The 24,109-nt window shown below is 50.3% G+C and carries 18 protein-coding genes; 3 read left to right on the forward strand and 15 right to left on the reverse strand.

Going from position 1 to position 24,109, the window contains the following annotated elements:
- Positions 1-2: 2 nt before the first annotated feature.
- The 12 genes from deoC to I2G61_RS01475 form a co-directional block, all read right to left on the reverse strand.
- Complete coding sequence (deoC, locus tag I2G61_RS01420; RefSeq protein WP_139248550.1) at positions 3-671, reverse strand: deoxyribose-phosphate aldolase; 669 nt, start codon at positions 669-671, stop codon at positions 3-5.
- Positions 649-2,124 carry a UDP-N-acetylmuramoyl-L-alanyl-D-glutamate--2,6-diaminopimelate ligase gene (locus I2G61_RS01425; protein WP_072683496.1) on the reverse strand — a complete coding sequence of 492 codons (1,476 nt, stop codon included), beginning with the start codon at positions 2,122-2,124 and terminating at the stop codon, positions 649-651. Before I2G61_RS01425 ends, deoC begins: the two co-directional genes overlap by 23 nt.
- On the reverse strand, positions 2,121-3,422 hold the full coding sequence (gene mtaB, locus I2G61_RS01430) for a tRNA (N(6)-L-threonylcarbamoyladenosine(37)-C(2))-methylthiotransferase MtaB (protein ID WP_229100638.1): 1,302 nt from the start codon (positions 3,420-3,422) through the stop codon (positions 2,121-2,123). The genes I2G61_RS01425 and mtaB overlap by 4 nt, the downstream gene beginning before the upstream one ends.
- A 95-nt stretch (positions 3,423-3,517) precedes the next feature.
- Positions 3,518-4,285: a hypothetical protein gene (locus I2G61_RS01435; RefSeq protein ID WP_072683498.1), complete on the reverse strand. Its 768-nt coding sequence runs from the start codon at positions 4,283-4,285 to the stop codon at positions 3,518-3,520.
- Positions 4,286-4,999 carry a 16S rRNA (uracil(1498)-N(3))-methyltransferase gene (locus I2G61_RS01440; RefSeq protein WP_072683499.1) on the reverse strand — a complete coding sequence of 238 codons (714 nt, stop codon included), beginning with the start codon at positions 4,997-4,999 and terminating at the stop codon, positions 4,286-4,288. It lies immediately after the preceding gene.
- A 200-nt stretch (positions 5,000-5,199) separates the two neighbouring features.
- The gene (locus I2G61_RS01445; RefSeq protein ID WP_072683500.1) at positions 5,200-6,504 is read right to left on the reverse strand and encodes a uracil-xanthine permease family protein; all 1,305 of its coding nucleotides are present in this window, start codon (positions 6,502-6,504) and stop codon (positions 5,200-5,202) included.
- Between the two features lie 313 nt (positions 6,505-6,817).
- Complete coding sequence (locus tag I2G61_RS01450) at positions 6,818-9,403, reverse strand: M56 family metallopeptidase (RefSeq protein ID WP_072683501.1); 2,586 nt, start codon at positions 9,401-9,403, stop codon at positions 6,818-6,820.
- Entirely contained in the window at positions 9,400-9,780 is a 381-nt protein-coding gene (locus tag I2G61_RS01455) for a BlaI/MecI/CopY family transcriptional regulator (protein WP_072683502.1), read from the reverse strand. Before I2G61_RS01455 ends, I2G61_RS01450 begins: the two co-directional genes overlap by 4 nt.
- A gap of 239 nt (positions 9,781-10,019) precedes the next feature.
- Entirely contained in the window at positions 10,020-10,568 is a 549-nt protein-coding gene (locus tag I2G61_RS01460) for a hypothetical protein (RefSeq protein WP_195547796.1), read from the reverse strand.
- 76 nt (positions 10,569-10,644) lie between these two features.
- Positions 10,645-11,322 carry an N-acetyltransferase gene (locus I2G61_RS01465; RefSeq protein ID WP_195547797.1) on the reverse strand — a complete coding sequence of 226 codons (678 nt, stop codon included), beginning with the start codon at positions 11,320-11,322 and terminating at the stop codon, positions 10,645-10,647.
- A gap of 46 nt (positions 11,323-11,368) precedes the next feature.
- Positions 11,369-12,268: a GGDEF domain-containing protein gene (locus tag I2G61_RS16710; protein WP_195547798.1), complete on the reverse strand. Its 900-nt coding sequence runs from the start codon at positions 12,266-12,268 to the stop codon at positions 11,369-11,371.
- A gap of 282 nt (positions 12,269-12,550) precedes the next feature.
- Positions 12,551-14,536, reverse strand: coding sequence for a PASTA domain-containing protein (locus I2G61_RS01475; protein ID WP_195547799.1), 1,986 nt, complete (start codon positions 14,534-14,536; stop codon positions 12,551-12,553).
- Between the two features lie 155 nt (positions 14,537-14,691).
- Between I2G61_RS01475 and I2G61_RS01480 the strand changes: the two genes are divergently transcribed.
- The 3 genes from I2G61_RS01480 to I2G61_RS01490 all read left to right on the forward strand — a co-directional run bounded on the left by I2G61_RS01480 (position 14,692) and on the right by I2G61_RS01490 (position 18,176).
- Entirely contained in the window at positions 14,692-16,848 is a 2,157-nt protein-coding gene (locus tag I2G61_RS01480) for a Tex family protein (RefSeq protein WP_370544663.1), read from the forward strand.
- Between the two features lie 181 nt (positions 16,849-17,029).
- Entirely contained in the window at positions 17,030-17,662 is a 633-nt protein-coding gene (locus I2G61_RS01485) for a TetR/AcrR family transcriptional regulator (RefSeq protein WP_072683508.1), read from the forward strand.
- A 175-nt stretch (positions 17,663-17,837) separates the two neighbouring features.
- Entirely contained in the window at positions 17,838-18,176 is a 339-nt protein-coding gene (locus I2G61_RS01490) for a hypothetical protein (protein WP_072683509.1), read from the forward strand.
- A 123-nt stretch (positions 18,177-18,299) separates the two neighbouring features.
- Here the strand turns inward: I2G61_RS01490 and I2G61_RS01495 are convergent, their stop codons facing one another.
- From I2G61_RS01495 to I2G61_RS01505, 3 genes are all read right to left on the reverse strand, one after another.
- Positions 18,300-21,551, reverse strand: coding sequence for a glucosaminidase domain-containing protein (locus tag I2G61_RS01495; RefSeq protein WP_072683510.1), 3,252 nt, complete (start codon positions 21,549-21,551; stop codon positions 18,300-18,302).
- Between the two features lie 15 nt (positions 21,552-21,566).
- Entirely contained in the window at positions 21,567-22,571 is a 1,005-nt protein-coding gene (locus tag I2G61_RS01500; protein ID WP_072683511.1) for a hypothetical protein, read from the reverse strand.
- 75 nt (positions 22,572-22,646) lie between these two features.
- Positions 22,647-24,005 (reverse strand): MATE family efflux transporter, encoded by a 1,359-nt coding sequence (locus I2G61_RS01505; RefSeq protein ID WP_072683512.1) that lies wholly within the window; start codon positions 24,003-24,005, stop codon positions 22,647-22,649.
- Positions 24,006-24,109: the final 104 nt, after the last annotated feature.

Consider the following 24,109-nt stretch of genomic DNA (forward strand, 5'->3'; position numbering starts at 1 on the left):
GGTTAATACCCCGCGGCTTCCTGGCCCGCCAGCAACGCGACGCCGCTGGAGGTTCCGATCCGGTCGGCTCCCGCTTCGATCATTGCCTTTAAATCATCAAAGCTGCGCACGCCGCCGGCCGCTTTCACCTGGCAGACATCGCCGACCGTCTGTTTCATCAGACGCACGTCTTCCACCGTTGCGCCGCTGGTAGAAAATCCTGTCGAGGTTTTTACGAAATCCGCGCCGGCTTCCATGCAGGCCTTGCAGGCGAAGACCTTTTCTTCATCGCTCAGCAGGCAGGTTTCAATGATGACTTTCAGCGTATGTGCGCCCGCCGCTTCCCGGACCATTTTGATATCCCGGACAACGCCGTCATGATCGCCGTCCTTCACGCCGCCGATGTTGATGACCATGTCAATTTCATCCGCGCCTTTTTCAATCGCGTCGCGGCATTCAAACGCCTTGGCTTCGCTGGTCATCGCGCCCAGCGGAAAGCCGATGACGGTGCAGACCTTGACGTCGCTGCCTGCCAGCTGCTGCTTGCAGAAGGGAATCCAGCAGGGATTGACGCAGACGGTCGCGAAATCATGTTCGCGGGCTTCGGAACACAGCTTTTCCAGCTGGCTGCGGGTACTGGCAGGTTTTAGCAGAGTGTGATCAATGTACTTATTCAACGGTTTCATCTTCATCTTCCTCCTCCGTTTCAAAATAATACTTGCGCAGGGCGTCGCGGACCGCCGCCGGATCGCTCATCCACGGTTCCCGGCCGAATTCCCGGTAAATAAAGGTTTCGTCGCCCTTGCCTAAAATCAGGATCGTATCTCCGACATTGGCCACTTCCACCGCCTGACGGATTGCGTCATAGCGGCTTTCAATGATAATGCGGTTGGTCTTCTGAATACCCGAAGCAATTTCTTCAGCGATCTGAATCGGATCCTCGTCGCGCGGATCGTCTTCGGTTAAGATAATCAGGTCGCAATATTTATCCGCAAGCTGACCGAAAACCGGTCGTTTCTTCGTATCCCGCTTCCCCGCGGAGCCAAACACGGAAATGATTCGTTTCTCCTTCGGCGTGATCGCGGACGCGAACTTGAAGATCTGTTCCAGGCCGTCCGGAGTATGCGCGAAGTCAACGATGATATTGAACGGCTGGCCTTCTTCAATCCGTTCCATCCGGCCTTCGATCTGCGGAATCGTATTGAGCTGTTCCAGAATCTGTTCCATGGGCAAACCGCCCTCATGCAGCGCGGCGATCACCGCCAACAGGTTATACAGATTGAACATCGCAACCAGATTGGTCTGGACCGGGTATTCATGGCCATTATAAACTAAGGTAAAGATGGTTTTGTCCGCGTTGAGCTGGATATCCTTCGCTTCATAATCCGCTTTTTCCAGCACGCCATAGGTCACAACACGGGCGGGGCAATCGGCGACGATCGCCATGCCGTGAGGATCATCCTTGTTGGTAATCGCTGTGCCATCCGGCTTCAGCTGGTCGAACAGGCGTTTCTTCGCTTCAAAGTAATTCTCCATCGTCCCGTGATAATCGAGATGATCATGCGTCAGATTCGTAAAAATCGCGATGTCGACGTCCACGCCGTCCGTGCGGTGCTGTTCCAGACCGATGCTGCTGATCTCCAGCGCGCAGGCTTTCATCCCGTCTTCCGCCATATCATGCAGAATCTGCTGCAGCGGCACGATGTCCGGGGTCGTCAGTAACGGCGGCAGCTTCGTGTCGCCATACTCAATCGAAATGGTACCGATGTAGCCGCAGGCATAGATCGGATCCAGCAGGTTGCGGATCATGCAGGCGATTGACGACTTGCCATTAGTACCGGTCACGCCGTAGACCACCATCTTCTTTGACGGATAGCCATAGAAGCAGGCCGCGACCTGATTGAGTGCGGCGGTGACGTCGCGCACCTTGATGTAAACGACATTCGCGTTGTTGCGCTTGATATCCTCGCTGTGAACGACGCAGACCGCGCCGTTTTTCACGGCCGCGTTGACGTAGCGGTGACCATCATGGATCATCCCTTTAATACAGAAGAAGATGGAATTGGGCAGCACATCGCGGCTGTCCACCATCAGATTTTCAATTTCAATGTCCGGAGCGTTGTCAAACAATGCGGATAATTTCATTTTTCCTGACCTCCTTGTGCCTGCGCTGCCAGCTGATCCCCGATCATATGTGTACAGCGGGCCACAATCCGTTGTCCGCTGGCAAACTCGCCTTCAATTTGCACCGGCAGATACTCGCTGCTGTGTCCGAACGCAGCGCCGTTTTCACAGGTTTCGATAATTACGTCGACGTCCTTACCGATCCAGCTGCTTTTTACCGCGTAATAACTGTTGCGGGAGAATTCGCCAACCTGATGGGCCCGCTGCTTCTTCACCTCCGATGAAACCTGACCGCTCATCCGCTGCGCCGGGGTTCCGGTTTTCGGGGAGAAAGGGAAGACGTGGATGAAGCTGAAGTGGATCTGCTTCAGAAAGGCCATCGTTGCGGCAAATTCCGCCTCGCTTTCCTGCGGAAAACCAACGATCAGATCGGTGCTGATCGAAATTCCGTCAATCCGGCTGCGGATTTCTTCCACCCGCGCCAGAAACTGCGCCGTCGTATACGGCCGGCCCATCCGTTTCAGCGTGGCGTCGCAGCCCGCCTGCAGCGGAATATGCAGATGCCGGGCGATCTTCGGCTGCGTTTCCATCAGCGTCAGCAGCTCATCAGTGATCTCTGTAATCTCGATCGACGAAATCCGGATTCGCTCCAGCGGTTCAATCTGACACATCCCGCGGATCAATTCGCACAGGCTGGTGTCTCTATCTTTCCCATACCGGCCGGTATGTATCCCGGCCAGAACAATTTCCTTATGCTTCTGCGCCAGCCGCCGCGCTTCCTTCAGCGCTTCGTCCAACGGCAGCGAGCGCTCCCGGCCGCGGGCATACGGGATGATGCAGTAAGCGCAGAACTGGTTGCATCCATCCTGCACCTTTAAGTACGCGCGCGTCTGATGTTCAAATTCATCCAGCGGCAGCATTTCAAACTCGGCGGACGTCCGCACGTCATGCAGCTCGACAATCGGCTCGCGGCGCTGGCGCAGCGCTTCGTCGATCAGCTGCGGCAATTTGTCCTTGCCGCTGGAACCGACCAGAATGTCGATCTTTTCCTGCTCACACATCTGTTCCGCCTGAATCTGGACGTAACAGCCCACAGCGCACACCAGGGCGTCCGGGTTCTGCCTGCGGGCCTGATGGATTTTCTGCCGGCTCTTGCTGGCGGCGGTATTGGTCACCGCACAGGTAAATATGATGTAAACGTCGGCTTTCTCCTTGAAGTCCACCGTCTGATAGCCACGCTGCCGCAGCGCCTGAGCGGTACTTTCCGACTCGTAGGCGTTGACTTTGCAGCCCAACGTTGAAATTGCGACACTCGCCATGAATTCGTCCCCTTCCATGATGGATATTATACCAAACTTTTAACCCCGGAGGTAGTCTTTTAGCGGTCATTCTCACCCTGCCAAAGGAAAAGGCCTTACGGCCTTGAAATGCGGGCGATTTTTGATTTCAGTTTCGGCAGGATATAGCCGCTGGCGCAGCACGCATCGCGGATCTGAAGCGGATCCTGACTCAGCACCGCGGCCGCCAGCGGCGCGCCCTGAGCGGGATCAAGCTTTTCGCCGGTACAGACCAGCGAAAGCGGCAGCTCGGTTTCCGTGCCGTCAAACGCAAAAACTTCCAGACAGTGCACGCGGCCCTCGTAAACCGCGAAACCCTGCTCATTCTGAAAAATCACCTGCGGCGAGGCAAAGCCCGCGTCGTAGGGCAGTCGTCCATAGATTAACGGATCAACGATCTTATCCGCAAAGCTTTTGACCATTTTGAAAAACTGCGGCAGTTCCAGCACCGCGGTTTCGTGATCGTACAGCGCGTTGATCAGCGGATCGAAGAATGGGATCATCACCAGCTTGTCCTCAACCGTAAACTTCTTCATGTCCGCAATCGCGGCCTGAATTTTTGGCCGTACAAATTCATTGCGTTTGGGATAATCGATGATCTCCCAGATATCCAGCATTTCCGTCCGCGTCTGTTCGTACAGTTCCTCAATCTTCTGCTTGTTTTTCAAGCCCTCTTCCAGAATGCTCAGCGTATACACATCCCGCGCCGTTTTTACCGGACGATCGAGCTGATAGGGTTTCAGCCGGGCGTTGATGCGCGCGGTTTCCTTGCGGACCTCATTCAGTTTCAGAAATTCCCGATCGTTGCCTTTGCGCAGAATTTTAATCATTTTCGGATTCATCATTTAACCCTCCAGCACGGCTCCAGCCAGACAGACCGCCGCCACTGCCGCCGTTTCCGCCCGCAGAATCCGTTTGCCCAGCGAGCAGCAGCGATAGCCCTGTGCCTGCAGCCTTTCAATCTCAGCCGGACTGAAACCGCCTTCCGGGCCGATCACCAGCGTCACGCTGCGGCCCTTTTCCAGCTGAGCGCTCAGCAAACCACCGTGCAAAGCTTCATCTTCATACGCCACGAAGTTCTGCTCGCTCCGCCACGCGCCGGCGTCGGCCAATTCGATCGGTGCGCACACCTGCGGCCTTTGCGTACGCTTGCATTGTTGGCTGGCTTCCTGAACAATCTTCTGCCAGCGCTCTAATTTTTTATCTATTTTATCCTGTTCCAGCTTCACGACCGTGCGGCTGGATTGAAACGGAACGATCCGGCTGACGCCCAGCTCCGTGCATTTCTGCAGCAGCCAGTCCCAGCGCTCGCCTTTGATCAGACCGGCGACTAATGTCAGCGTTACCGGAAGCTCGCGGTCCTCGTCCAGCAGTTCTGTGATCTGAATCTGACCCGCGCCGTCCAGCACGCCGCAAAAAACGGTGCCTTCCGCGTCGATCACGCGCAGCGTTTCCCCTTCCTTCATCCGCAGGACACGCTGTAAATGATGGCGCTGCTGCGGATCCGGTTCGATCACGCTTCCGACGTGGGTTTTCTGTTGTATAAATATCTGCTGCATGTTATCACCGTGCTTTATTTTACCAGAAAACAGGCCGGAAGGGAATGAAAATCCCGCCTGGCAATCAGGAAAGCCGTTCCGGGCTAAAAAAGCAACGAAACGACCCAGCTCTTGTGAACCAATCCGAAACTTGGAATTGATCCCTCTTCGCCGTCAGAAAAAAAGCAGCGGCATGCTGCTTTCTGAGTGAGATCTGAGATTTATTTTGATTTTTCCGCAGTTTGTTTCTCCCGCGGCAGGATCAGGTTCAGCACAATGCCCACAGTCGCCGACAACGCGGTGCCCGACAGGGTGACCAGTTTGCCTAACGGCAGAACCGCGCCGCCCAAGCCGATGACCAGCATGGCCGAAGCGATGATCAGATTGCGCTGCTGCCCAAAATCGACCTGATTGTCGATCAGAACCCGCAGACCGTTGGAAGCAATGACGCCGTACAGAATGATCGACATTCCGCCTAATACGGCGTTGGGAATCGTTGAGATGAACGCCGATACAATCGGGACGCAGCTCAGCACGATCGCGATGCAGGCCGCACCGACAGTCACGTACACCGAGGACACCTTCGTCATCCCGATGACGCCCGTATTTTCGCCATAGGTCGTATTCGCCGGTCCGCCCAGCAGCGCCGAAATGGACGTCGCGATGCCATCGCCCATTAACGTCTTATCCAAGCCCGGTTCCTTCAGGAAATTGCGGCCGCAGATCTTGCCCAGCACGGTATGATCGCCGATATGCTCGGAAATGGTCACCAGCGCCACCGGCAGGATCGCGAACGTTTCCGGTCCGAAATACAGGTGATAGCTCTTAAACCCCGGAATAGCAATCGGCAGAATGAATTCCGGCAGCGATAAGAACCGCCCCGACTGCAGGACTTCCTGCAGCGGCGCAAAGTCCACGATGCCTAAAGCCAGCGCAAACACATACCCACCCAAGATTCCGCAAAGGAATGGAATGATTTTGAAAAAGCCTTTTGCCTTCGTGGAGATCAGAGCAGTGAGAATAAAGGTAAAGACCGCTGTCAGCATGACTTTCCAATCCCCGCCGGTCACAAAGCCGGCGTTGCCGACCGCATTGGCCGCCAGGCCCAGACCGATAACGGCGATCATCGGGCCGATGACAATCGGCGGAAGCAGCTTGTCAATCCAGTCCTTGCCGATGAAACGGACAAGAATCGAAACGACGACATAGACCAGACCGATCAGGATTAACCCGGTCTGCGCTGCGCTGACATCGCCGCTCATCGCGGCGACCGCAATCTGGACGGCGCTGATGTAGGCAAAGGAAGAACCTAAGTAGACCGGAACCTGAAACCGGGTGATGCAGCTGTAAATAATCGTTCCGATGCCGGAAGCAAACAAGGCGACGGAAATCGGAAAGCCGGTCAGCACCGGGACCAGGATGGTGGCGCCAAACATCGCAAAGACATGTTGGAAACTTAACAGAATCCATTGAGTCGGTTTTGGTTTTTCGTTGACGTCGAGGATCATTTCTACTCGCTGTGACATAAATACCCCTTTCCGGGCTTAAATAAAAAGCCCTTTTGATTTTGTGCAAAAGGACTTTCCCCTTAATGTAGTTCAGCCTTGCGATCTCTCTGGATCCGCTTAAAAGCCCTATGCGGTTTTCATTATAACATAACTAAGCGGCGATTTCATCCACTTCCGGTAAAAAGCCTGAAATGAATTTTCTGACATTCCCGAACATCTTTAATTTCAAACTGGATTCAGCGATGCCAAACAAGGGCGGACTAGTCAGAAATCCCGGCAGAGAGCCTGACCGGCAGTTGATCGTCAGTTTGTCAGAAGGCGAACTTCTGAATCAATAATTTTCCAGCATAGAATAAAACTCGTCGCGACCGTCTTTTTTCGCCTGCGTTCTGAATTTAGCGATATCCGCCGAATTCAATTCACAGACCACCATCTCGAAATAACGGACTTGCTGATCATCGTAGGCCTTCTGCGCCAGCGAAAGAACCTGATCGTGCGGAAGATCGTAAATCAGGTTTGACAGAATATCCAGATTCTGATTCTCATACGCCTGATTGGCATATTCTGCCTTTTGTTCGCTGGTCAAATCATTGCACAAATTCATAAACACATCCGTGCGATGATCGTTAAAGGCTTGATCAACCAGCGCCTTCAGGGTTTCGTTATCAACTTTGGAATAGAGCCGGTAAAGCACTTCTGTCCGATTGTCGGCATACGCCCGCTCAAGCAGCGTCTTCGCGGTTTCCTTGGAAAGGCCCCAGATAATTCGGTCAAACAGCTCATCCTGCTTTTCATCATAAGCCTGGATCGCCAGCTTATCCATCAGCTCGCCAGGCAGATCCCCGTCAAAGACAAACAGATAATCCCGGCAACGCTGATCGTCGATCACTCGCTGAGCATACGCCGCGACGCTCTCTTGTGGCAAATCATAGAAAGCTTCTTTAAAATATTCGACGCGGTTATCGGCATAGGCCTTTTCTGCCAAAGCTTTCCGCTGCCTGGAATTCAGCGAACTTGCAATCTCTTCAAAGAATTCAAGACGCTGATCAGCATAAACCCGGTCGGCCCACGCACCGAGCTGATCGGTTGTCAAATCGCGGATCGTTTCCATAAAATACGCCAACTGGTTATCCGCATAGGCTTTCTCCGCCCATTCAGACCGCTGCGGAGCCGGCAGGGAAAGCAGCGCGATTTCAAAATCATCAAGCCGCATATCCGCATAAGCCTGCTGCGCCAACGTCTCAATCTGATCCTGCGGCAGCTTCGGTACCAACAGATCAAACGCATCCTCATATCGACTCTGATAAGCCTGCCGGCTCAAATTGAGAATTTCGGATTCCGGAAGCGCGTCGGCCAGCACCGCAAAATAATCCATTTCCTTCGATGCATAGAAGGTGCGGGCCATGTTTACAGCCGCTTCCTCGTTCAGCTTCGCAGCCACGGCTCTGAACTGCGACATTTTCTTTTCCTTATGAAAGCGGACAGCCAGTTCCTCCGCAGATTCGGTGTAGGGACCTTCGATCGAGGTTAAAAGCGGCGTACGCGAAGCCAGTGAGCTGTTGTTGCGGACTAACCGCGCATGTTGTTCGGAAACCGCCTGACGGACGGCTTCCATCTGTTCCTCATTGTCCATGACCGCTTTCATGCTTTCGTCAAAGGCGACGCTGATCAGCGAATCCTGATACACGCTGCCCTCCTCCGACCGGTCGGCTCCCGCCCAGTTCAGCGTCACGATGTAGCCCTGCGTATAGACGCTGCCGGAAAAATAGAAGGTTCTCTGGTTTGTCGAGGTCGTGGCCGTCATCACCGGCGCCGCGGCCGGCGTCGGCGTTTTCCAGCTCAACGTAGAACCGCACAGAATACCGCTGGCAAACAATACAGCCCCGGCAGCCATCGAGATCAACGCCCGTGCAGTTCCTGACTTTTGTTCATCCATAATTGCACTCAGCCTTTCTTTTAACAAGCTCAAGTTTTCATTCAACGTAATTGATACGATGATATCGCCATAGGTTCCCTTATCCTTTAACGTGTGGATCAACGTGTCGCCGTAGCAGCGTTTTTCCCGCGCCGAGAGAGACCGCAGCACCTGTTCATCGCAGGCCAGCTCACACAGACTTTCCATATGGCGGCCGATCAGGCGAACAACAGGATTAAACCAGTGAATGCAGACCGCCAGCTGAACCAGCCATTTTGTAAAGATATCTTTGCGCTGATAATGCGTGAGTTCGTGGCGCAGAATCATTTGCATTTCCTCAGGGCCGCAATCCTCCGTAGTCAGAATGATCATCGGATGAAAGACACCGGGCAGCATCGGCGATACTGCCAGCTTGTTAATCCAGACTGGCAGCTGGCGGCGGATGCCCATTTTCTGGCGAACCTCGTCCAGACATTGCCGGGTCTTCGGGCTGGATGGAAAACTGCCGGCTTTAATAAACCGCAGAAATCCTTGATAGCTCGTGATCCGACGAACCATCAGCACCACGGCAACGCTTAACCACAGCACCCAGGCTGATCGGATCAGATCGTCCAGCCAGGCGGGCTGATCAACCTGGCAGGTTGATCGGGAAGGCTCCGGTGTTGGAAGGAATCGGATATCCTGAACCGGATCACTCTGGACTTCCTGTTCAGGATGTTTTGTTTGTTGATCCGCAACAGGATTCCTGATGGTTTCCGGCGTCCTTGCCGCAAGCTGAGCTTGCGGCTGCGGGTTCCAGGTTTCCTCAGAAAACAAAGTACCGACAACCCCGGCTACCGGCGATACCGGAATTAAAAGCCGCAGAATCACAACCAGCCAGAGTCCGTAGCGAAAACGGAAACTCAAATGATTTTTCAGCAGCTTTTCCAGCAGTACAACGATGCCGGCCATCCATAACGCGGAAACCGAAACTGAAAGGAAACCGATCATGAAGGTGTTCATTTCAATTTCTCCTTCCCCTGCTCCCAAAATTTTTCCAGTTCTTCAATGTCTTTGGATTCCAGGCATTGCTGCCCGAACAGCGACGTCAGCAGCGTACTGACATTTCCGCCAAACACCTGATTCACAAACTGAACCGACTGAGTTTTTAAATATTCTTCCTCGCTGATGCGCGCAACGTACAGCGCGCCCCGGCCTTCCTTCTGGCTGATCAGCATTCCTTTGTCGATCAATCTGGAGATAAAGGTCCGCACTGTCGTGCGTTTCCAATCATGGTCAGTTTGTTCTATCTGGTCCAGCAATTCACTGATCGTCATCGTACCCCCATGATCCCAGATCAATCTCATGATTTCCTTTTCAGAATCAGACATCAGTTCCATGTTCTCTTCTCCCTCCCTTTTTATTACATCTTGTAGTCAATTATCATACTACACTTCGTAGTCATTAATTGCAAGCTCTTTTGTTCAATTTCCAACTTATTTTCTCATTCTTCGAAAAATTTCTAACTTTTCTTGTTTTCACCCTTTATTTGGTCTTTTGCTTCAGTTCAAGGCAGCAACAAAAAAAACGAATTCTGACAGAGCGTGATCGTCCTGTCAAAATTCGTGGGCATGGCAGTTTAGTTCGATTGCCAGCGTTCCTCAAACCATTCCGGTTTTTTTAACCGTTGGAAGTCGCCGGATTCAAAAAGCGCATGGAAATGGCATGTCTGCGAAGAAGTTAACGTTTTCAAGCTGATCGTTCTGGTTTTCCAATTTAGAGATTCAGTTAACCCAAAATGATCCAGAATAGCGATCACGTCTTCCTTTTTCGGATCAAAGTCGGAAGCCGCAAAGTTAAAGTTATAGAAAACCACTCCGCCTTTTCCCGGATCCGTATAATGGACTAGAAAAAACGTTTCGGGATGTTCTCCGATTTCAAAGTAATCGCCGACGTCCAGCCCTTCCAGCCATGCCTTCTCCTCGTTGAGCTTCACAGCTTCCGACGGACTTACATTGGTAATAATAAGCATCCGTTGGACTTTTCCAGCTTTGACGCTGAGTTTTATGGAAGATTCCGGCTGCGTATACCAGTAATAATGGATCGAAGCGCAGCTGACGAGGGACAGAGCGCAAAGAAACATCAAAGTTATCGCGGTTCCCTTTCGCTGCCATTTTCTTTTTATCATCGTTCAGTCCCCCTTTTTTCTATGACATCCCGGATTTTGACCTCTATATTCGTCATTCCTGTTTGTTGATTTTTATTTACTTCTTTGATTCTCTTCCTGATGATCCCGCTTTCTGCTTCGCCTGCAGCGTTTCCCGCCTGACTATCCAAATATCATCACCGGTAAAACCACATTTTCGATAAAACAGCTCTGGGGAGCAGGGGCCATCCGCCCTGCCGCTGACTGTGGCGAAGCGTGCCCTGTCCTTCATGTTGGACAACAGCTGCATGACTAAACTTCTGCCGATCCCGCGGCCGCGCTTCCCGGGCAAAACCTGTATCCATTCCAGACTGATTTCCTGCATCTGCCGATCCAACGCCGCAATTCCGCAGGCCAGCGGTTTGCCGCTCTGGCGATCAAGAGCTACAACCCAACCCTCAGGGCTGAAACAGGCCTGCGCCTGTAATTGAAGCAGCTGCGCTTCGCTGACCCGCAGATCCGGATATGACGCATTGATGATTTCCGCGAATACGTTTACTTCTTTCCAAGCCGTCTGCAGCATAATTTCTGAATGAGAGTCTATGGACAAAGTATCGAGATGATGAAAAAGCCGGAAATAGCGTTCAATCGCAGTGCTGACGTCTCCGATCCTTTTTCCAGCTTCTTTTTCGTGAATGACCTCAACACCTTCCGGCAGATTTCCAGCACAAAGTTTCCAATAGGGAAGCGCCGAAGCCCGGCATGGATTTTGAAGATATTCCTGCCTTGTCAACATCCTGCGTCCCTCCTTCTCGCTCTATGTTTTTATTGTAAAGGAGAGTCTAAGAATGGGCAAGTTTATTATTCTGATCCGCGCTCTGCTTGTTTTGATACATTGCCTGATCAGCCAATGTAAACCAGGTTTCCCAATCCTGAATTTCCGGTTTGTATTCTACGATGCCTACGCTGATCGACATGTGATAGTCCCGCGCCGCTTCGCTGAATTGAAGCTGCGCCATTTCCTGACGGAATGCCTGAATTACCTGCGCCGCCTGTTCTTGATTTAAACCGTTAAACGTAATCAGGAATTCGTCGCCGCCAACTCGGCAGGCCCAGCCGCCATGGCTCTCCGCACAGGTTTTCAATGCCTGCGACAGAGCTAAAATAACCCGGTCGCCCGTCAAATGTCCGTACGTATCGTTGACCGCCTTGAACTGGTCAATATCAAGCAAGGCGATCGTCAGCGGCTTCTCTTCTTTCCACTCGGAAATATCCCGGTTCAGCTCATGTTCCATAAAACGCTTATTGTACAGTCCCGTATAGGAATCATGCGTCGAGAGCTCGTTCATTTTGTAAATAATGTCTGTCAACATGACGTTGTTTTTATGATCAGGATCGGTGAACAACAGATTATCTGTAACTTCACGGATCAATTCCAGCGCGTAATGATCACCCAGTTCAGTTAGCGGCACTGATTCAATCAGAAAAATCCGATTATCCTGCGTTGTCTCCATTTTGATTATCGGCCGGTTTTCATCTACAGCCAAACGGGATACACAGTTGCGGCAGGCACAATTACGACTCCACACCTGAAAACAATGTTCGCCGTTCGCGACCAACTGTGACTTTCTCCATTCATGAACCTCATACGTATTCACGTCGACAATCCGGTAAAATTCAAATAACGGATGTGTCTGAATTTGTTTTTGTATAAACTGATCTGCTTTTTCCAAATCAAACATCGTATTTACTTCCTTTCCTTGAAACTTCCTGTGTTTAGCATTCCACCCACAGTAAATCAATTTATTCATTTCAATCTCATCGTTTATGCGAATAACCTTTTCTGATCTTAAAATTCAGCTTTTAATCCTCAGTTATCAACAAGGCCAAAATATAATACCTCTTGGTTCTCATTATATCATTAAATTAATCGTGAAAGTTAAAAATTATCGCTTAATTTTCCTTTGCTTCGGAATAAGAAAAAGGATGAGCGTTTTGTCGCGCATCATCCTGATTTTCTATGTTTAGTTAGGTGAATAAATCTTGAATACTATTTCAGTTGATATATCTACCTCAGAACCAAATGCTACAGAAACATCTTCAAGAACACCATTTATTTTATCTGGATTATCAATTTCGCCCGAAATTTTAATAAAGGTCAAATTATAAAAACCAGCATTATTGAACGAAAATTTAATATTTTGTACTGTTTCATCATAACTGGCACCATTATAAATTGTTTTTGGCCCATCCGGAACCTTCGCCGTTGTAACCGGCTTCGGTCCTTTCGACAAAGTCAATGTAATTTCCGTTCCCGAAGAAACAACAGTACCGGCGCCAACCGACTGATCGACAACCTGTCCTGCAGGAACATCGCTGTAATCCGACTGATAAACCTGCTTAATCGTTACGCCGTCGACAGAACAGCTGTTTGTGGAACATGGCGCGGAACCGCCAACATAATTCTTAACCGTAATCCCTTTTCCTTTAGAAACCTTACAGGTTACCGTTTTACCCGAAATGGAACAGCCGAAGGTATTGCCGGAAGCAACGCTGTCGTTAAACTCGCTGGCACCTTCTGAGAAACTCCAGCCGGCCCCGGAATTATTGGCATTTTCAATAATCTTCCGGGCTTCCGCAACCGATTTATTTTCAAAGTCGCCGGCCACCGGACTGAACTGACCTAACGATACCTTGTACCAAACCGTAGATCCTGCGGCTTTCTTGCCGGTTTCATTTTCAAGAATCGTCCCGGCCGCCTTATCGGAATACGCCGTGGAACGGGTACCCAGACTTAAACCCAAGCCGCTGATATATTTCTTGAATTCATCTTCACTGACACCGGCTTTGTTTTCAACGGTGATTGATTTTCCCTTGGAAATCTGGAAGTTAACCGTTGTTCCCGGAGCCAGATAAGTTCCCCCGTCATACCCCTGAGAAACGATTGTTCCAACAGGCTCTGTGCTTTCTACTTCGCTGTACGTAAAGGTAAGATTGCCTTCCAGGTTATTGATCTTCTTTTTATAGCTTTCGGCATCTTCTTTCTTCTTGCCGACAAACGATTCCAGCTTGATCTTACCCAGCGAAATCTTGACTTTCACCGTGCTTCCCTGTTTCACGTCGCCCTTTTCCGGCGTGTTGGAAATGACATGGCCATATTCAATGGAGCCGCTGTACGCTTCGCTGAACTCACCGACAAGACCATTGTCATTCAGCCACTTCTTCGCTTCATCCTTGCTCATTTTCGCTAACGACTTCATCGTTACCGTTTTCCCTAACGACATCGTTACCGTGATCTTATCGCCGGTCTTGATCGTTTCCCCAGCCTTTGGATCCTGGGAAATCACTTTGTCTTTCGCAATCTTATCACTGGCTTCTTCCTTCCAGTTGATCGTCACTTTATTCGCTTTCGCCCAGTTTGTGATCTTCGCTTTGGTATAATCGCTGAAATCCGGGACGATGATCTGTTCACCCGTTCCGTCTTTTCCCTGGGAAATCGTAAACACCAGCATCGTACTGCGCTTGATTACGGTATCGGTCACATTGACCTTGATGAATTTTCCCTTCTCGATCTTTTCATCGACAGCGTATTCATACGTGACATCCAACAGTTTATTCGTTTCCACGAATTTCTCAATTTCTTCTTCGGTCATGTCTTTAAAATCCGGCAGCGTTACTTCGACATCCGGATCCGGACCTTTCGAGAAGACAACCGTCAGAACGCTGTCTTTGTTCAGCTTCTGTTCTGAGGCAATACTCTGCGAAATCAGCTTGTCCTTATCAATGGTATCGCTGTATTCGTACTCGACTACCAACTGACTGTCACCCAGCTTATTCTCAGTCGCCCATTTTTTGATTTCTTCGACGGTCTTCCCTGAGAAATCTTCTACCTGAATCGCTTTGCCAGGCAGCGTCAACAAAACGACTACGGCTGCGATCGTCGCGATAGCTAATACACCGACGGCACTGAGCAGCGCAATCGTCTTTTTATTCGAAAAATCTATATTCATATTGCCCTCCTGTACTTTAACAAGTATATCATATTTCCAATCCCTAAAAAACGGCGTTTGTAGACTTTCTTTGGAAGTTACTGGTCTGAATTCTTACAAATTTTTGAAGCTATGAAAAGATTTTCGTGTTATGATAAAAATCATCACGAGGAGGAATGAATATGGAAACTGAACAGCTGATTCAGCCGGTGGCGGCTTCGCTCAACATTGAGCCAGCCCAGGTGCGAAATACATTAAAGCTTTTGGAAGAAGGCAACACAGTTCCTTTCATCGCGCGTTACCGCAAAGAAATGACAAAAGGATTGGATGAAGAACAAATTTTGTTCATTCAGCAGCAGGTCCAGTATTTAAGCAATCTGGAAAAACGGAAAGAAGACGTACTGCGGATTATTGAAACGCAAGGCAAGCTGACCGAAGAACTGCGTCAGCAGGTTTTAGCCTGCACCAAGCTTTCGCAGGTTGACGATATTTACCGGCCATATCAACAAAAGCGCAAGACTCGCGCGACGGATGCCGCGGCCAAAGGGCTGACGCCGCTGGCAGATTGGATTGCTTCCTGCCCGCGTTCGGGCGATCCAACTCTTCAGGCGGAAAAATATCTGAACGATCAGGTCCCGACAGTGGAAGAAGCGCTGCAGGGAGCGAAGGATATCCTGGCTGAGCGCATCAGCGACCAGGCAAAGCTGCGCTGGAAGATCAAGGAACAAATTGAAAAATACGGCTTTATTCTCTGTAAGGAAAAGAAAAAGCACGAAGACGAAAACAAAGTTTATAAGATGTATTACGATTACAAAGAAAAGATCAGCACGCTGGCAAATCATCGGGTTATGGCAATCGACCGGGCTGAGAAAGAAAAAGTCATCACGGTAACCCTGGACTACAACCAGACGTTTCTGATCAATTACGCGATCCGCGGTGTGACGCATGACCGCACAACCGTCTGTCAGAGTCTGATTGAGGAAGCGGCGCAGGATGGTTTAAAGCGGCTCGCATTCCCTAGCGTTGAACGTGAAGTCCGCGGGGAATTGAGCGAAAAAGCGCAGGCGCAGTCGATTGAGATTTTCTCAATGAACGTTGAACGTCTGCTTCTGCAGCCGCCGCTGGAAGGCAAAATGATCCTCGGCGTCGATCCGGCGTTTAGGACCGGCTGCAAGCTGGCTGTCATTGATTCCACGGGTAAGATGCTGAAAATCGACGTTTTCTATCCACATCCGCCGGTAAACAAAAAAGCTGAAGCCAAAGCTAAACTTCTGTCGATTCTGAAAGAATATCCAATCGAAGTCATCGCGATCGGCAACGGTACAGCCAGCCGTGAAACTGAAAGCTTCATTGCCGAGATCATTCAAAAAGAAAACCTGAACGTCGATTACACACTGGTTTCCGAGGCTGGCGCTTCGGTATATTCCGCCAGCGAATTAGCGCGGAAGGAATTTCCGGATCTGCACGTCGAGCAGCGCTCCGCCGTTTCGATCGCAAGACGAATTCTGGACCCGTTGTCTGAACTGATTAAAATTGATCCGAAAAGTATCGGTGTAGGTCAGTATCAGCACGATCTGCCCGCAAAGGCTTTAAATGAGCGGCTTGATTTTGCGATTTTAAAAAGCGTCAACCGCGTCGGCGTCGACGTCAATACGGCTTCCAGCGAGCTTTTATGTCATGTTTCAGGTCTGACAAAAGCCTCCGCCAACGCGATCGTCGCCTACCGCAACGAACACGGCCGCTTTGAAAACCGGCGGCAGTTATTGGAAGTGCCGAAGCTGGGCGCGAAGTCTTTCCAGCAGGCGGCGGGCTTTCTGCGGATTCACGATGGAGAGGAACCGCTGGATCAAACGCCGATCCATCCGGAAAGCTACCAGGCCGCTCACCGCTTATGCCAACTGTTAGGCATCAGCCAGTTCGGCAGCGATGAATGCCGCGAAAAACTGAGCCAGTTAAATCTGGAAAAAACCGCCGAACAGCTGGACACGGACGTGTATACGCTTCAAGACATGATTGAAGCGATCTCCCAGCCGCTGCGCGATTACCGTGAACAATTCGACGGACCGATGCTGCGGCATGACGTCCTCACGCTGGAAGATCTGCATCCGGGCGATGAGTTGGAAGGCGTCGTCCGCAACGTCGTTGATTTCGGCGCTTTCGTTGATATCGGTCTGCATGAGGATGGTCTGGTCCATGTTTCCAAGATGGTACAGGGCCGGATCTCCCACCCCAGCGAAGTCGTATCCATTGGCGACATCCTCAAGGTCTGGGTTTACGGGATCGACGCAGAACGTCACCGGGTTCAGCTGACCATGATTGATCCGCATCATTAATCAATAGAACTGTCTTGACGGGTTCCCAATTCAGAAACAAGTCCAGGACAGTTCTTTTATGTTTAAAAAGATGAAATTAAATTAAAGCTACAATTTTCATTCCCGACGACTTTAACTTGACGCGGTTAACAATCCCAGATAAGATATATACAGACCAACCGTCGGTTTATAAGGAGAAGCTATGGCAAGAAATAAACATCCGGAACAAACGTTAGAAAAAATCATCGTTACCGCGGCCAGACTTTTTGTTGAAAAGGGCTATGAACAAACCAGCGTTCAAGACATTCTTGACGCGACCGGATTATCCAAGGGCGGACTTTATCATCATTTCAAATCCAAAGAACAGATCCTGAACGCGGTGATGCAGCGGCGAATTCAATACGTGAACAAGCGGTTTCAGGAACTGATCCGTGATACGCCGGGTAAAAACGCCAAAGAAAAACTGAAGAAGATCCTGGGACAACTGGCGGCGGATGCCGAAACACATGCGCTGGATCAGGCTTTAGCATCCCAGCTCGATCCGCATTTTGTCGTCAATGGAATTCAGACCTGCGTTCAACAAGATGCGCCGATCGTTGCCGGACTCATCCGGGAAGGCAACGATGATGGTTCGCTGCACGTCCAGCAGCCTGAGCTTTGTGCAGAAGTCTTCTTAATGCTGCTGAACTACTGGGCCAATCCCGTTTTATTTCATCGAAACAGCGAAGAAACTGAAATCCGGCTGCGCTATCTGCAATCGGTGATGATTCAGCTAGGCTTAGATTTAATTGATGATTCGCTTATCGCTGATTTGATCCAAGCCTATGTCCAGTAATCTGACTTCCCTGTGAAATTCGATCCAAGTAGCTTATAAACAGGCTGTAAAATGGCAGCCTGTTTCTTAGCAAGAATAAAGACCGACGGTCGGTTTTATACTTTGAAATCACTCTTCTCCGCTTCCATCTAAACCACGATCGTCCATTTAAAAAACAAAAAATCAGGAGGTATTTATGAATCAAGAAAAATCACCGAACACAGTCAGAAATTCCATCCCCTCGCCGACCGATCTGACTCAGACCGCCATGGAGCGAACACAAAAAGCGACGGCTAAAACATCCGTAATAACCCAATCCTTGATCGAGAAATCAAAGGCGCTGCGCACCCCTTCTCCGGCAGCGGATAAAATCGGAACGATGATCGGCGGTATTGCCAGCGTAGTTTTTCTTTTCGGCGGTGCAAGCCAGCTGATTCTGGGTTATACCTTAACGGGTATCGGCACAGCAGCCTTTGGCGCTGTCGCCTTGTTGTCCAACCGTTACCATTACCAGAAAATCAAAAAACGGGAATAAACAGACGGTCATTTTTTCTCTAAGACAATAATCAACCTGGAAAGACGTGCGATATCGCTATCATCCGACTTCATAAAATGAAAATGCAGAATCAGATTTTACTCTGTTTCTGCATTTTTTTATTTATTCAGCAGGTGTTTCGTCTTCGTTGTTTTCCCCGTCCGGTGTAGCGCTCGGGGTTGGAACAACCAGCGAACTTGGCCTCGGAGCTTCAACCGGCTGATCTTCAACCGGCAGCTCTGACGCCTGTACGGCATTCGCTGGCGGTGTATCGCCTTTATCGTCACCGCCGTCAGTGTTCGGTCCATTCTGTGTGATGCTCAGCACCATCCGATAGCGAACCCGAGAAATAAACAGAGCATAACTGCGATCGTCCACAGTAACCGTTTCAATCGCTCGTGAGTAAATGTCCGTCATTTCATAAATATCCCGATATCCTTCCGCACTGATATCCAAATACAGCCGGTAATTTCCTTCCGGCAGCTGACTTAAATCCGCAGCGCTGGTAAAGCAGGCATTCTTCATACTGAATTTCGATCCCAGCATCTCCGCATAGTCAACCGAGCAAGCCTGATTTTGCGCTTCCAACGGATAAGACACGCCATTTTCATCGACGGCGATCAAGGCATGAGAAGCTTGTGATTCTGCTTTGAACTGTGCGTTGTAAATCCAGGCCATACCGTTGAGATTCAGACGGCCGCCTTCCAGCGAAAGCTTCGTGTAATCAAACGCCGAATTGCGCTTTGTCGGTTTGTTAATCAGCGAATAATCCAGATCTGATTTTTCAATGTTGATCTCATACCGGTAGTTATACAGCTGATTTTGGACAATCTGCACGTGGTAATCCCCCAACGTCTTCATTTCCGGCAGAAAATTGGAATCAAAACTGGTCAGATTCGCGTACATCTTCACTTCGCCGTTGCGGATCTGAATTTTAACCGAATAGCTGCCCGGCGTCAGCGCCGCCAGATCGACGGAAGCGCTGAAATTAATCTTGCTGTAAGTAAATCCGTCGTACAAGTTGATCGGATTTGGCGCCAGCAACGTGACCGCTTCAATCGTTGTAACTTCACCGGTTTCCAGATTCGTCAGAAGTAATTGATGCGAAACCTCGGAATCCTCCTTGAAATCATAACCATTGATAAACGCTGTCCCTTCGATAAGCAGTGTATGCTCATCCGCATATTCAAATTTGGACAGTGCCTGGCGTACAGTGCTCTTGAGATGATCGCCGGACTCGCCGCCCTCTTCACTGCCGCTCAACATGACTGACATGAACAGGACATTGTCCTTTACGCTGAAGCTGAAAGTCTTATTGCCCACTTTCTTTGTCTCCGGCAACGTCTCCAACGCGCCGATATAGAAGCTGTTGTTGTAATCGCTCAGCTCGCTGTATTCCGTTTGGATTTCAAAGAAGTAACTGCCTTCCGCCAGGGTCGTGAAGTCCAGTGCCTCCGTTTTAAAGCTGACCTGTTCCTTCTCAGCGACGGTACTTGTCAATTCAAATTCTTTCGTATCATAATACTGGTTATAAACAACCAGCTTCTGCGTCACTTTATTGGAATCTGTAACATAAATTCCCGGACGGTAGGCCTGTCCGTTCAAGGCAATCAGATTGTCCTTCCACGCCATCGCAGCTACTTTTTGCACCACATCCCCGGTCGGCACTTTACCGATCTGACTGTTGTCAAAGATTCCGGCGGACAGCTTGGAAATCTTTGAACTTTGCAGATAACCGACGCTGTTCTGCCAGTTATAAGCTTCGTAACCATTGCCCTTATGCGGCACTAACGCTCCATCCGAGCGGACGCCGTTGGTTGTCGGAAAACCCGTCCAGCCATTGCTTTCCGACTGCAGAATCACGGTGAAGTCATTCTGATAGGTTGCGCCATAGCGCGTTGTATACAGCGTCTGTGAATTTGCGTCGGCATAACGCTTAACCGCGGCGTCATATTGGTTGATAACGCCTAACGAATAGGTGCCGTAATCCGTCAGCGAACCATCGTTGCCGGAAACATATTTATCGACCTGATAAGCCAGTGCCGAAATTTTTAATCCCCAATATGGGTCAGACGCGTATTTGACGTTAAACCCGCTGCCCTTGTTGCCCAGATGAGAACCGAAGAATCGGGCGTCGTTAATATCCAGATACCCGCGCAGATTCACCGCCATGTGCTGCGTGACCGCAGATTCGATATTGTCATATTTATCAGCGCTGCCGCTTGGATTGGAATCCACAGCATTCCAGCCGAACAGATTGTTTTTATTGATCGCAATGGAAGAACGGCCCCAGCCGGATTCCAAAAGCCCCATACAGAAGGCCAAAAGCGCGTTGACACCGTAGGTTTCCTGCGCGTTGACAAAGAACCAGCCGGAATTCACCATCTTGGATTGATTGCTCTGAAGATGGTCATAATCATAAGCCACTTCGTTATAACCGCGGCTGTTCAGGAAGCCGTTGAGCTGATCGCCGTTGAATTTCGTACGGCTGCGCAGCGGCAGAAATTCGTAGTAGTTATAATACTTCGCCGGACTGCCTTCAACCATCACCGGATTCTGGAAATACCGATCCGTATACAAAGCATGCATATCATTCGTGTAATAAACTGCGCCGACGTTCATCCAGCTTTCAGCCGGTCCGATTGTCTGTGAATAATCCTGCGGCGTATCCGACTTGGCCCAATACGACCAGCAGTGATAGATCAGTTCTTTATAATTCCCGTTTTGTACGACCTCATAATAGCTTTGCCGCGGCCGCACCCAGAACGGCGATTCCCACGGACTGCCGTCGTTGTTGCCGCCTAACAAAATCCGCATGTTGTTAGTCAGGAATTTCGTCGGAATCAGATCGACCTGATCCAGATTGGTATACCCGTCAAAGCCAGTCAGATTCACGGCGATCCGGCCGGAACCATTGCCCGTATTGTAAGAATAAGTTCCTTTATAGATCATTTCACGGTGGCTGGTAACGTATGTCGTCTTTTCATTCGTTGTCGTCGACAGATACTGCGTAATATCCATCGTGGCGTAGGCCCGCCGCGAACTGCCGTCGGCATACCCGCGCCGGTAAGAATAGCTGGCCGCTACGCCTGAGGTCATCGCAATAATCTTTGTCGGTGATTTGCTGGAATTATGACGAACGACGGCGTCGTTGCCGTGCGCGTACATTTCATTTTTAGCCTGCGTAAAGTCATTATAGCAGCCAATCGTGCTGAAACCGCCGTTATCCGTAACATAAGCGACCTCGAAATTACCGCAGCCCATCGGATAAGTTTCATCTGCTTTCACATCCATTTTTCCATTAGCCGAGGGATAACCCTGAACCAACGTGACGGCCATTGCCAAAGCCAAAGCCATTTTCCAGATTTGTTTCATCGTCTTCCCCCTTTGTTATAAACTGACGGTAATTTCAATCCAGTTTTCCTGTCCCCTGATCTTCAGCTTCAGCTTGCCTTGATAAGTGATCGGTTCCTTCTCCGGATTATACGTAATGAAGAATAAAACGCCGCTGTCTTTTTCCTTGATCGTTTTACCCAGGATGTTATCATATTTTTCTGAATGGAAATTCGAGGAAAGCGCCTGGAATGTATTCCCGCTGCCCTCGACCTGATAAACCGCATCTTCAACGACCAGTTCGTCGCCCCAAAGGCTGACCGCGTCCAGGCGGAACACATAGACTTCAGCCGTTGACGGCAGACCCGCGGTCTCCACACTGCCATCGTCGAAGGTCCGATACATTTCCTCGCTGGCGATCTGGAAAGCGACGCCGACCAGCATCTGATATGTCTTGCCATCGGTGATCACGTCCTCCGCGACGTACCCCAGCATCTCGCGGGTGCCCGTCGCTTCCTTCAGATTTAGCTGGATCGGCGCGTTATCGCCGAAATCCACGTTAATCGCCGCCGACTGCGCCGTTTTATCCTTAATCGGCACAAAGATATTGGCAACGTAGCTGTTTTCCCTGGACACCAATTCAAACCAGACATTCTGCTTGCCGATATATAAACCATTCTTATCCAGCTGATCGAGATAGCTGTCGATTTCATTCAGCTTGACGCCTTCGGACGTTGCGAAATGCTCAAGCGAAATATTAATCGGTTCTTCCGCCTTCACCCGGATCTTCGCGATCGCAAACTGGAAGTCCAGTTCATCGAAGCGATAGACCGTCGCGTTGACCAGATCGACCTCGACGGCGTCCAGTCCCTGCGTTTCCTGCGGTTTTTCCTGACCGCCTTGCTCGACCATCACCGGCTTTTCCGTTTCTTCAGGCAGCTGCGATCCGGAACGATCTTTCACAATCATTCCGAAGTAAATTGCCGCTGCGGCAAAGAGAATCAAGACGACAGCCAGGCCGCCGGCCAGCAGCATCGTCGTTTTATTCTTTGTTTTTCTCATAAGTAACATTACCCCAGTCTAAAGGTATTCTACCATAAACCGGGGCGCGTTAAAACCTGTTTTTCCTTACCAATATTAACCTTTCATCAAATCGACAAATAAATGCCGGCATAAGAAGATCACCATCAGGATCGTCAGATAATCGGCGCAGGGCTGAGCCATGAAAATACCCAGTTTGCCCAACAGCGTTGGCAGAATCCAAATGATCGGAATATAAAACAAACCCTGGCGGGCGATCGACAGAAAGAACGCAGAACGCTTCTCTCCCAGCGCCTGCAGCAGCACCGCCGCGATATTATAAGCTCCGACCACCGGCATCGAAACCGCATAGCCATAAAGCATCATCCGGCCCATTTCGATGACCGCCGCCTCGCGGGAGAAGATCTGCACGATCTGCGGCGCCAGCGTGATATAGAAGACCGCCGCAAAACAGCCGTATACCGTTACCCACGTCAAGGCGCTTTTCAGCGCCTGCTTCAGCCGCGGCCGGTTGCCGGCGCCGTAATTATACGCCGCAAACGGCTGGAACCCCTGCGCAAAGCCGATGATCGCGAACATGACTAAATTCAGACATTTCTTGGCGATGCCGATCCCTGCCAGAAAATCGGTTCCATACACGCTGGCCTGCATTGCCAGACAGCTGTAAGTGACGCTCGGCAGCGCCTGCCGGGCAAACACTGCCACCCCCAGGCTCAGAATCTCCTGCACCGCCGTCTTATCCAGCATCCATACCCGCGGATTCCAGCGCACAGCCTCCGCTTTAAACAACAACCTCCCCATCAACATGACCAACGACAGACACTGGGCCGCAGCCGTCGCCCACGCCGCGCCGGCGATCCCTAAATTTAAGCCCCAGTCGAACATGAAAATCGGATCAAGGATCAGATTCGCCACCACCCCGGCAAAGATCGCGGCCATGGGAAAATTCACGTCGCCCTCCGCTCTTAACAGCTGGACAATCGTCAGCTTGATGATCTGCGAAAACGCAAAGACCAGTAAAATCGTCACATACTGAGCCGCATACATCGTGACATCACCTTCCGCCCCGAACATGCCCAACAACGGACCTAGGAAAGTAATAAACAAAATGGGCAGCACGATGGAGATCAAAACGACCAGCGTCATCGTCGTCTGAACAATCCGGCTGACCTGATCCCGATGGCCCGCCCCCAGCTGCCGCGAAATATAGCTGCCGGCGCTGACGCCGATCGACTCGCCGAACGCGTGCGTCAGCATCATGATCGGCATCGCGACCGTTGTCGCCGCAATCATCGCCGTGTTGTGCAGCTGACCGATGAAAAACGTATCCGCGATATTATAGATTGTTGTGACCATCGAGGCCAGGATGGAAGGAACCGCCAGGCGGATTAAAGCCTGCTTTACCGGCATGGAATCGAGAATCAGCGACCTGTCGGCATTTTTATTCATCGTCATAATATCATCACCGAATCAATTATCATGCAATCACTTCAGAAAGTCAAACTTTGTCGAAACTTCCAGGACAAACTTTTGAATACTAATTTACTCCAATAAACTAT

This window comes from Holdemania sp. 1001095H_141210_F2, from assembly GCF_015558105.1.
Taxonomy (GTDB): Bacteria; Bacillota_I; Bacilli_A; order Erysipelotrichales; family Erysipelotrichaceae; genus Holdemania.

Coding starts and splice junctions, on each gene's coding strand:
- deoC (WP_139248550.1), bottom strand. CDS start 671: ATGAAGATGAAACCGTTGAATAAGTACATTGATCACACTCTGCTAAAA.
- I2G61_RS01425 (WP_072683496.1), bottom strand. CDS start 2,124: ATGAAATTATCCGCATTGTTTGACAACGCTCCGGACATTGAAATTGAA.
- mtaB (WP_229100638.1), bottom strand. CDS start 3,422: ATGGCGAGTGTCGCAATTTCAACGTTGGGCTGCAAAGTCAACGCCTAC.
- I2G61_RS01435 (WP_072683498.1), bottom strand. CDS start 4,285: ATGATGAATCCGAAAATGATTAAAATTCTGCGCAAAGGCAACGATCGG.
- I2G61_RS01440 (WP_072683499.1), bottom strand. CDS start 4,999: ATGCAGCAGATATTTATACAACAGAAAACCCACGTCGGAAGCGTGATC.
- I2G61_RS01445 (WP_072683500.1), bottom strand. CDS start 6,504: ATGTCACAGCGAGTAGAAATGATCCTCGACGTCAACGAAAAACCAAAA.
- I2G61_RS01450 (WP_072683501.1), bottom strand. CDS start 9,403: ATGAACACCTTCATGATCGGTTTCCTTTCAGTTTCGGTTTCCGCGTTA.
- I2G61_RS01455 (WP_072683502.1), bottom strand. CDS start 9,780: ATGGAACTGATGTCTGATTCTGAAAAGGAAATCATGAGATTGATCTGG.
- I2G61_RS01460 (WP_195547796.1), bottom strand. CDS start 10,568: ATGATAAAAAGAAAATGGCAGCGAAAGGGAACCGCGATAACTTTGATG.
- I2G61_RS01465 (WP_195547797.1), bottom strand. CDS start 11,322: ATGTTGACAAGGCAGGAATATCTTCAAAATCCATGCCGGGCTTCGGCG.
- I2G61_RS16710 (WP_195547798.1), bottom strand. CDS start 12,268: ATGTTTGATTTGGAAAAAGCAGATCAGTTTATACAAAAACAAATTCAG.
- I2G61_RS01475 (WP_195547799.1), bottom strand. CDS start 14,536: ATGAATATAGATTTTTCGAATAAAAAGACGATTGCGCTGCTCAGTGCC.
- I2G61_RS01480 (WP_370544663.1), top strand. CDS start 14,692: ATGAATATGGAAACTGAACAGCTGATTCAGCCGGTGGCGGCTTCGCTC.
- I2G61_RS01485 (WP_072683508.1), top strand. CDS start 17,030: ATGGCAAGAAATAAACATCCGGAACAAACGTTAGAAAAAATCATCGTT.
- I2G61_RS01490 (WP_072683509.1), top strand. CDS start 17,838: ATGAATCAAGAAAAATCACCGAACACAGTCAGAAATTCCATCCCCTCG.
- I2G61_RS01495 (WP_072683510.1), bottom strand. CDS start 21,551: ATGAAACAAATCTGGAAAATGGCTTTGGCTTTGGCAATGGCCGTCACG.
- I2G61_RS01500 (WP_072683511.1), bottom strand. CDS start 22,571: ATGAGAAAAACAAAGAATAAAACGACGATGCTGCTGGCCGGCGGCCTG.
- I2G61_RS01505 (WP_072683512.1), bottom strand. CDS start 24,005: ATGACGATGAATAAAAATGCCGACAGGTCGCTGATTCTCGATTCCATG.